We start from the raw sequence: 8,302 nt of genomic DNA, 5'->3' as shown, positions 1-8,302 counted from the left end.
TACCAGGTACAAGGTGCGCCAGCATGTGGTATCAGAAAACGAGCTGACCATCTACATTGTGCGCAGCCGAAACAAGATGGGCATAACCGGCGCCGACTGCCAAAATTTTCTTACAACGAAAAAAGCCCTCTGATGCCTGAGAGAAAGCCTCCAGTCAATCTTTGTTCTTCTTTACTCTTCCCGAATCACTTACAGGCCATGCGCCAGCGTTCTAATTTCCTTCAGTAGCCCGTTCAGCTCCACTTCCGTAGTAAAGGGGTTCATGAGGGTAGTGCGCAGGTAGACCTGCTCATGAAGGGTAGTTTGGACGATGTAAAAATCACCCCCTTCCAGCAGCTTTCGGCGGATGCGGCTGTTGAGGGCATCCAGCTGCTGCTGGGGGACCCCCTGTGGCCGGTAGCGAAAGCAGACAATGTTGGCCTGAGGTTCCAGCGCCAGCTCAAAATCGGGCTGCTGCTGAAGCATGCTGGCAAAAGTACGCCCGAGTGTATAGAGGGTGGTAACGTAGTCATCGAAGACCTGAGTGCCATACAGGTGCAGGATGGTAAAGACCCGGGCACTCATCATGTGCTTGGTACACTCAAAGGTGCGCTTGGCCAGGTTGTACCATTCCTCATCACCCGATTGCTCCCAGAGGTACTGCGCCTTTTGCGAAAAGGTATGATAGGCCTGCAGCCCTTCTTTGTAGAGGAGCAGGGTGGTGATGGAGGGCGCCATCAACATTTTATGGATGTCGATCACTACGGAATCGGCCCCGTCTACTCCCGTTAGCAGGTGCCGGTAGGTGGGGGAGAAAATGGCACCGCCCCCATGGGCACCATCTACATGCATCCAGAGGTCATGGCGTCGGCAAAAGCGGCTTATGGCTTCCAGATCGTCATAGGAGCCGCTGGAAGTGGAGCAGGCGCTGCCCACCACGGCTATTACCCGGATGCCCGCCTGCCGGGCCTGCTGGTAATAGGCCTCCAGCAAGTCGGTACGCATTTGCAGGCGCTCATTTACCGGTACTTTGATTACCCCTTCTTCTCCCCACCCCATAATGCGTACGGCCCTATCCACACAATAATGCGCCTCGGCAGAAACCATTAGCGCCAGCTTTTCACTGTTTCCCCGGTTCCAGACATCGCCGCCCGCTTTGGCCCTGCGGGCAGAGAGCAGGCCGGTGAGGTTGGCCAGGGTACCCCCTGAGGTGAGGAAACCATCGGCTGCCTCGCCCCAGCCCAGGGCGCGCGTAAAGGTTTGGGCCACCACTTTCTCAAGGGCCGAGGCGGCAGGCCCCATTTCATACACGGCCATGCCATTGTTCATAAGTGCACTGAGCAGGCTGGCCAGCGCCGAGTGGGGAAGGGGCGGGGCCACCTGGTGGCCCATGTACTGCTTGTGGTGCAGGTGGATGGAGTGCTGAAGCAAATCGGCAAACAGCTTGGTGGAGGGGGTAGGAGCATTACCCGCCGGGGCATAGTTCTGCCAGAAGGCCAGCTGCTCCTCGGGGCTTTTCCACTCCAATACTTTAGGGCCTTTTCCCTGATAGGCCTGGTTCAGATAATTGGCCAGCTGATCGATCAGGGCATGGCCGGCGGTGCGAAACTCTTCGGCATCATAGGCCTTTTTCAGCAACTCTGTCATGTACATGGGGATGCTTGGGCAGCAAAGTAGTGCAAAATTTAGCGATGAGCAGATGCGTATACCCAAAAAAAATGCCTGAAAGGCTACCTTGTAGTTCCTGCGACGGAGGGGGACGGGAAGGAATAAAAAAAGCCGGAGATCAAACTCCGGCTTCGTTCACTATTTTGGTGCTCTGATTTAGTTTTTTTAGCAGCCGGCGCACCTCCTGCCAGTTGCTGACCCGGTATTTGGCGATGGAGGGGCCAGGACCCACCCGTATGGTTACGGCATGCTCGGGCATGTTGCGGAAGGTGTCCTCATCGGTCCAGTCATTGCCGAAGCAGAGGATAAAATCGGCCTCTGGCAACTCTTCCAGCAGGTGACGGGCGGCTTTGCCCTTGTTTACCTCCAGGCTTTTTACTTCCACAATGTTCTCGCCATCAATCACCTGCAGGTTTAAGGTAGAGGCCAGGTACTTCAGGTGGCTGGTGAGCTCGCGCATGCGCAGCTCGCCCAGGCCGGACTGCACCCGGCGGTAATGCCATACCAGCGAGTAGTCTTTTTCTTCCAGAAAAGCGCCTGGCGTACGGCCTACATAATCTTCCAGAATGGGGCGGATCTCATCTTTCCAGCTGTTGTCTACCCGCTCGATCTTTTCAAAGGTGCTGTCCTGCTTGCGGATGTAAATGCCATGCTCGGCCACCAGGTAAATGGGCATGCTGCCCAGCCATTTGTAAAGGGTATCGGCGGTACGGCTACTGACGATCACCAGCTCATTCTGCTTGTTTCCGCTGAGTTGCTGCAGCAGCTGATCCAGGTCATCATCGGGCCTGGCCATCAGGGGGTTGTCCTCAAAGGGCATCAGGGTGCCATCATAGTCGGCAAAGACAAAACGGCGGCTGGCAGCAGTGAAGCTTTCCAGAATCTGGGATACGGCAGCCTCGTCCAGTTGCTGGGTAGACATTTTATCCTGCTTCTCCTTGATAAAGGAAAGGCGGTCCATAAACACCCGTACCCAGTTGTGAATATCATACTTGCGGATGGTGGCCTGCATATTGCTCATGCGGCGCTCCTGCTCCGACTCCGACATCACCAGCGAGGCATGAATGGCATCTACCATGCCGTTAATATCATTGGGGTTGATCTGCAGGCTGTCCAGCAGCTCCCGGCTGGCGCCGGCCATTTCGCTCAGCACCAGCACACCACGCTGGTCCAGCTTGCTGGCCACATATTCTTTGGCTACCAGGTTCATGCCATCGCGCATGGGGGTTACCAGGGCCACATCGGCAATGCGGTAAAAGGCCGAAAGCGAGTTGAGCGGGAAGGAGCGGTAAAAATAATGAACGGGGGTCCAGTTGAGGCGGCCGTACTGCCCGTTGATGCGGCCTACGCGCTCGTCAATATCCTCCTTCAGGTCTTTGTAGCGACCCACACGGTCCCGGCTGGGCACCAGTACCATTACCAGCGATACCTTGCCGCGCCACTCGGGGTAGCGCTCCAGGAACATCTCAAAGGCCTGTAGCCGGTTGGGAATACCCTTGGAATAATCCAGGCGATCGATGCTTAGGGCTACCTTTACCTCGCCCAGGGCAGTGCGGAAGCGTACTTCCTTTTTAATGGTGTCGGGCGCGGCAGCAGTTGCGGCATAGTTCTGATAATCGATGCCCATGGGAAAGGCATCCACCAGCACGCGGCGGTTGTTTACATCTACCTGCCCGTTGGTATGGGTAAGCATTACAATGCGGTTCACACTGCTCAGGAAGTGGCGCATATCGTCGTAGGTGTGGAAGCCGATGAGATCGGCGCCCAGCAGGCCCTTGAGCAGTTGTCGCCGCCAGGGCAGCATCCGGAACACCTCGTAAGAAGGGAAGGGGATGTGGAGAAAAAAGCCAATGCTGCTCTCGGGCAGGCGCTCCCGGATCAGCTGGGGGAGCAGCAGCAGCTGGTAATCATGTATCCAGAGGGTATCGCCGGGTTCGGCCAGGCGCACCACTTCTTCACAAAACTTGAGGTTTACCCGAAAGTAGGCCTCCCAGAGCTCATTTTCATAGATGGCATAGTTGCTGAAGTAGTGGAAGGTAGGCCAGAGGGTTTCGTTGCTGAAGCCCTCATAATAGTCCCGGATCTCTTCGGCCGAAAGAAAAACCGGGCTCATGTTGCTTTCCTGCAGGCGGGTGGTAATCTCCTGCTCGGTTTCCTTGCTGTCTACATACAGGCCCGGCCAGCCGATCCAGACGTTGTTTCCCTCCTTATAAATAGAGCCCAAGCCCGTAGCCAGGCCCCCCTCACTGGTCTGGTACTCCAGCCCCTGGTCACCTTTCTGAATCTTAACAGGCAGTCGGTTCGATACAATAATGGTCTTAGGCATTGCTAAAAAAGTGGTTTTGCTCTAAAAAAGAAGGTTTTGCACCCACTGCCGGCCCGGCGCAGCCAGCTATACACAAAACAAAAAAACAGCCTAAACGTTTGCGCTTTGCTAGCGTCGCAGGGCGCTAAGTTTTATCTCTGTTAATTTGCGTTTGGTATCCTGCGGAAATTCTCCGCGCATCATCCAGTCATAAAAGCCGGGCTCTTCCTTCAGCACATCCAGCACAGGCCGGAAGCGGTGCTTGCCAAAGTTCATCACTTCCACCCCCTCCTGGTTGTACACAAAGCGGCCGGCCAGGTCTACCATTTTGCTGTTGAATAATTTGTGCAGGCTGTCTACGCTGGTTTTGACTACGCCTATTTTGTTGCCATTGCTGTCTTCCACTTCCTGCCCGTCGTATTTTTCCAGCTGGGCTTTCAGTACCTCATAAGTAGCCATGGTGTCGGCCTGGGCGCTATGGGCATTCTCCAGCTCCTGCCCGCAATAGAATTTATAGGCCGCCGAGAGGGTGCGTTTTTCCATCAGGTGAAAGATGATCTGTGCATCTACCAGCTTGCGGGAGCGCACATCAAACTCCAGGCCGGCCCGCAGAAATTCTTCTACCAGCATGGGAATGTCAAATTTGATGTGGTTGAAGCCCGCCAGGTCACAGTCCTGCAGCACCCGCTTGATGGTAGGGGCCAGATCGTTAAAAGTGGGGCAGTCTTTGAGGTCCTGGTCATAAATACCGTGCACCATGCTTACCTCCGGGGGGATGGGCATGCCGGGATTGATCCGGTAGTTATGCTCCTCCTTTCGGCCATCGGGATGGATCTTCAGAATAAACAACTCCACGATGCGATCGCGGCACACATTGGCGCCGGTCGCTTCCACATCAAAGATGGCTAAGGGGTTTCTCAGGTGTAATTTCATATAAGGGGGGAAGCGGCAAGCGCCGGACCGGCATTACTTTGCCAGGTCCTGGGCCAGATGCTGCAGGTCAATTCCGCCAAAGTTGGCAGAGCTCATGAATAGAATATTGGTGTTGGTGGTGTCCTGCTGGCGCACCCAGGCTTCCAGCAGGCGCGGCTCGGTAAATACCTGCATGCGCGGATGGCCAAAGGCTTCCTGCACTTCCTGCTCGCTGAAGCTCTCCAGGCGCTTCTGGTCTACCACCTGCGGGTTGTAATAGACAGCGGCCAGATCGGCATTGCCAAAGCTGTGCTGGTATTTAGGTAAAAAGCTGCGGCTGAGGCTGCTAAAGGTGTGCAGCTCCAGGCAGGCAATGAGCTTACGGCTGGGGTTGCGCTCCAGCACGGCCCGCACCGAGGCCTCTACCTTGGAAGGGGCATGGGCAAAATCGCGGAATACGGTAGTAGCCGGGGTCTGGCTGAGTATTTGCAGCCGCTTGGCTGCTCCCTTAAAGCTGCCAATGGCGCTGTAGAACTCCTCATCGGTAATGCCAATGCGGCGGCACACCTGATAGGCGCCGCTGATGTTTTGCATATTGTGGGAGCCAAACACCTGTACGGGTACGGGGCCGGCTGGCGTTTTCAGAATGGCTTCGCCATTGCGTACCTCATGCGGATGGGTGGTATAAGGAAGCTGGTTTACATCTTCCTGCTTTTTAATGCCAATGATGGAGGCCAGGGGGTCTTCTTCACAATAGACCAGTGAGCCGCCCTTGGGCGAGGCATCGGCCAGCAGCTCAAACTGCTTTACATACACCTCTTCTGTAGGGAACACATTGGCGTGGTCCCAGGCTATGCCGCTGATCAGGGCAATGTGGTGATGGTAGTGCAGGAATTTGGGTGTACGGTCCAGCGGGCTGGTCAGGTACTCATCGCCTTCCAGGATGATGATGGGGGCATCGGAGAGCTTTACCATGCCGTCGAAACCTTCTACCTCGGCGCCCACCATATAGTCGAACCGGCGGTTGTTTTCCCGCAGCACATGCATGATCATGGAGGTGATGGTGGTCTTGCCATGGCTGCCGGCAATGACGATGCGCTGCTTGTCCCGGCTTTGGTTGTAGATAAACTCAGGGAAGGAGTATACAGGCAGGCCCAGCTGCTGAGCTTTGGCCAGTTCGGGATTATCGCTGCGGGCGTGCATGCCCAGGATCACAGCATCCAGCTCGGGGCTTACTTTTTCCGGAAACCAGCCCGTTTGCTCGGGCAGCAGGCCAAAGCGCTGCAGGTTGCTGCGGGAGGGGTCAAAGAAGCCGTCGTCAGAGCCGGTAACCTGGTGGCCACTGCGGTGCAGGGCAATCGCCAGGTGGTGCATTACGCTGCCACCGATGGCGATAAAGTGATATTTCTTGGAAATTTTCTCGCTCATAAGCCTTTTAGGGGTATGCCAAATTTAGAATAATTTAAACACCTGACCAACATTTGATTGTTCATAATATGTGGACAAGTTTGCCCGCCAATCGTTTACCTTTGCTTTTATGGAGAATGGAAAAGGCACTAGCCGTACCGGAAGCTTTACCCCTAAGTTGCTGGCCCCCAGTGAGCCGGGAGCTCTTATGGGCAAGCTCCCCCCGCAGGCGATAGACCTCGAGGAAGCGGTGCTGGGCGCCCTGATGCTCGAAAAAGATGCAGTCACTACGGTGATTGACATTCTGAAAGTGGATAATTTTTACCGGGAGCAGCACAAGCTCATCTACGAGGCCATCATTGACCTGTTCAATGCCTCCGAGCCGGTAGATCTGCTCACCGTTACCAACCAGCTCCGTAAAAATGGCGCACTGGAGCGGGCAGGAGGGGCCTTCTACATTACCAACCTCACCAGCCGGGTAAACTCGGCGGCCAACATTGAGTACCATGCCCGCATTGTGTCGGAAATGGCCATCAAGCGCAAGCTCATCACCATAGCCGGACAGATTCAGCAGGAGGCTTATGAGGATACTGCCGATGTATTTGACTTGCTGGACAAGACCGAATCGGCCCTCTTTGAAGTGTCTGAGGCCAACATCCGCAAGAACTACGCCGACATGAAATCCATCATGCGCGATGCCATGCGGGAGCTGGAAGCGCGCAGAGATCATAAGGACGGCCTTACCGGTGTGCCCAGTGGCTTTAGTGCGCTGGACAGGGTAACCTCCGGCTGGCAGCCCTCTGACCTTATTATCATTGCCGCCCGCCCGGCCATGGGTAAAACGGCCTTTGTGGTTTCGGCCCTGCGCAATGCGGCAGTGGATTTTAACAAGCCGGTGGCCATTTTCTCGCTTGAGATGTCGGCGGTGCAGCTGGTAAACCGGATGATCTCGGCCGAGGCTGAGCTGGAAAGTGAGAAGATCAAAAAAGGTAACCTGGCCGATTATGAATGGGAGCAGCTGGTGCACAAAACCACCCGCCTGAACAAAGCCCCCATCTTTATTGACGATACGCCGGCCCTCTCCATTCTGGAGCTGCGGGCCAAGTGCCGCCGCCTGAAGGCGCAGCACGATATTCAGATGATCATCATTGACTACCTGCAGCTGATGAGCGGCGACAGCAGCAAGGGGGGCGGCGGCAAAGGCAACCGGGAGCAGGAAATTGCTTCGATCTCCCGCGGCCTCAAGCAGCTGGCCAAAGAGTTGAGCTGTCCGGTAATTGCCCTCTCGCAGCTTAGCCGTGCGGTAGAGACCCGCGGTGGCGACAAGCGCCCGCAGCTCTCCGACCTTCGGGAATCGGGCTCTATTGAGCAGGATGCCGATATGGTGATGTTCCTCTACCGCCCCGAGTACTACGGCATTCTGCAGGGCGAGAACGGCGAGCCGCTGCAGGGGGTAGGGGAAGTGATCATAGCCAAGCACCGGAATGGTTCGCTGGATACCGTGCAGCTTAAGTTCATTGGTAAATATACCCGCTTTACCGACCTGGACGGACCCTCCATCAGCAGTTATGCTCCAAGCGGAAACTTTACCCCCATCAAGACCATGAGCGGTGGTACGGTAGATCCGCAGGGCGGTGGCGCCCAGATCTTCGGCAGCCGCATCAACGAAGAAGGCCAGCCGCCCAAAAGCCCCCCGGGCTTTGGCTACACCAGCTTTGGTGACGAGGACGGGGCCCCCTTTTAAAACGTTAATCCCTCCCGCAAATAGAAACCTGAGCGCCCTGCTCAGGTTTTTTGCTGTCAGGCATTTGATAGCGCTTCTGTGAGCCGCGTGGGTATCACAAGCATGCATAATGGCCGATAGGTATGCAAAACAGGTTTAGACAACCTACCCTTGCTGTACAAAACGATCTTTGCGCATGCGTTGCAGATAAACGTAGTAATACACTTAGTTAAGTGGCTACATGACTATCTTAAATATAATGTGAATTATGTATTACTTAATCTGGAATATTTCTATACGAAACGAAT

Annotated in this window: 5 protein-coding genes; 1 reads left to right on the top strand and 4 read right to left on the bottom strand. The window is 55.3% G+C overall.

Annotated features, from left to right (window positions below):
* Positions 1–189: 189 nt before the first annotated feature.
* The 4 genes from ADICEAN_RS19205 to ADICEAN_RS19190 all read right to left on the bottom strand — a co-directional run bounded on the left by ADICEAN_RS19205 (position 190) and on the right by ADICEAN_RS19190 (position 6,292).
* Entirely contained in the window at positions 190–1,626 is a 1,437-nt protein-coding gene (locus ADICEAN_RS19205) for a pyridoxal phosphate-dependent decarboxylase family protein (protein WP_040398333.1), read from the bottom strand.
* 139 nt (positions 1,627–1,765) lie between these two features.
* The gene (locus ADICEAN_RS19200; RefSeq protein WP_009197324.1) at positions 1,766–3,973 is read right to left on the bottom strand and encodes a bifunctional alpha,alpha-trehalose-phosphate synthase (UDP-forming)/trehalose-phosphatase; all 2,208 of its coding nucleotides are present in this window, start codon (positions 3,971–3,973) and stop codon (positions 1,766–1,768) included.
* A 108-nt stretch (positions 3,974–4,081) separates the two neighbouring features.
* Positions 4,082–4,885 (bottom strand): 3'-5' exonuclease, encoded by an 804-nt coding sequence (locus ADICEAN_RS19195; RefSeq protein WP_009197323.1) that lies wholly within the window; start codon positions 4,883–4,885, stop codon positions 4,082–4,084.
* Between the two features lie 33 nt (positions 4,886–4,918).
* Positions 4,919–6,292: a UDP-N-acetylmuramate--L-alanine ligase gene (locus ADICEAN_RS19190; RefSeq protein WP_009197322.1), complete on the bottom strand. Its 1,374-nt coding sequence runs from the start codon at positions 6,290–6,292 to the stop codon at positions 4,919–4,921.
* 109 nt (positions 6,293–6,401) lie between these two features.
* Between ADICEAN_RS19190 and dnaB the strand changes: the two genes are divergently transcribed.
* Positions 6,402–8,015 (top strand): replicative DNA helicase, encoded by a 1,614-nt coding sequence (gene dnaB / locus ADICEAN_RS19185; protein WP_040398335.1) that lies wholly within the window; start codon positions 6,402–6,404, stop codon positions 8,013–8,015.
* Positions 8,016–8,302: the final 287 nt, after the last annotated feature.

Source organism: Cesiribacter andamanensis AMV16 (assembly GCF_000348925.1).
GTDB lineage: Bacteria > Bacteroidota > Bacteroidia > Cytophagales > Cyclobacteriaceae > Cesiribacter > Cesiribacter andamanensis.
Note: the sequence above shows the minus strand (reverse complement) of the source record. Positions and strands in the feature narration are given on the sequence as shown.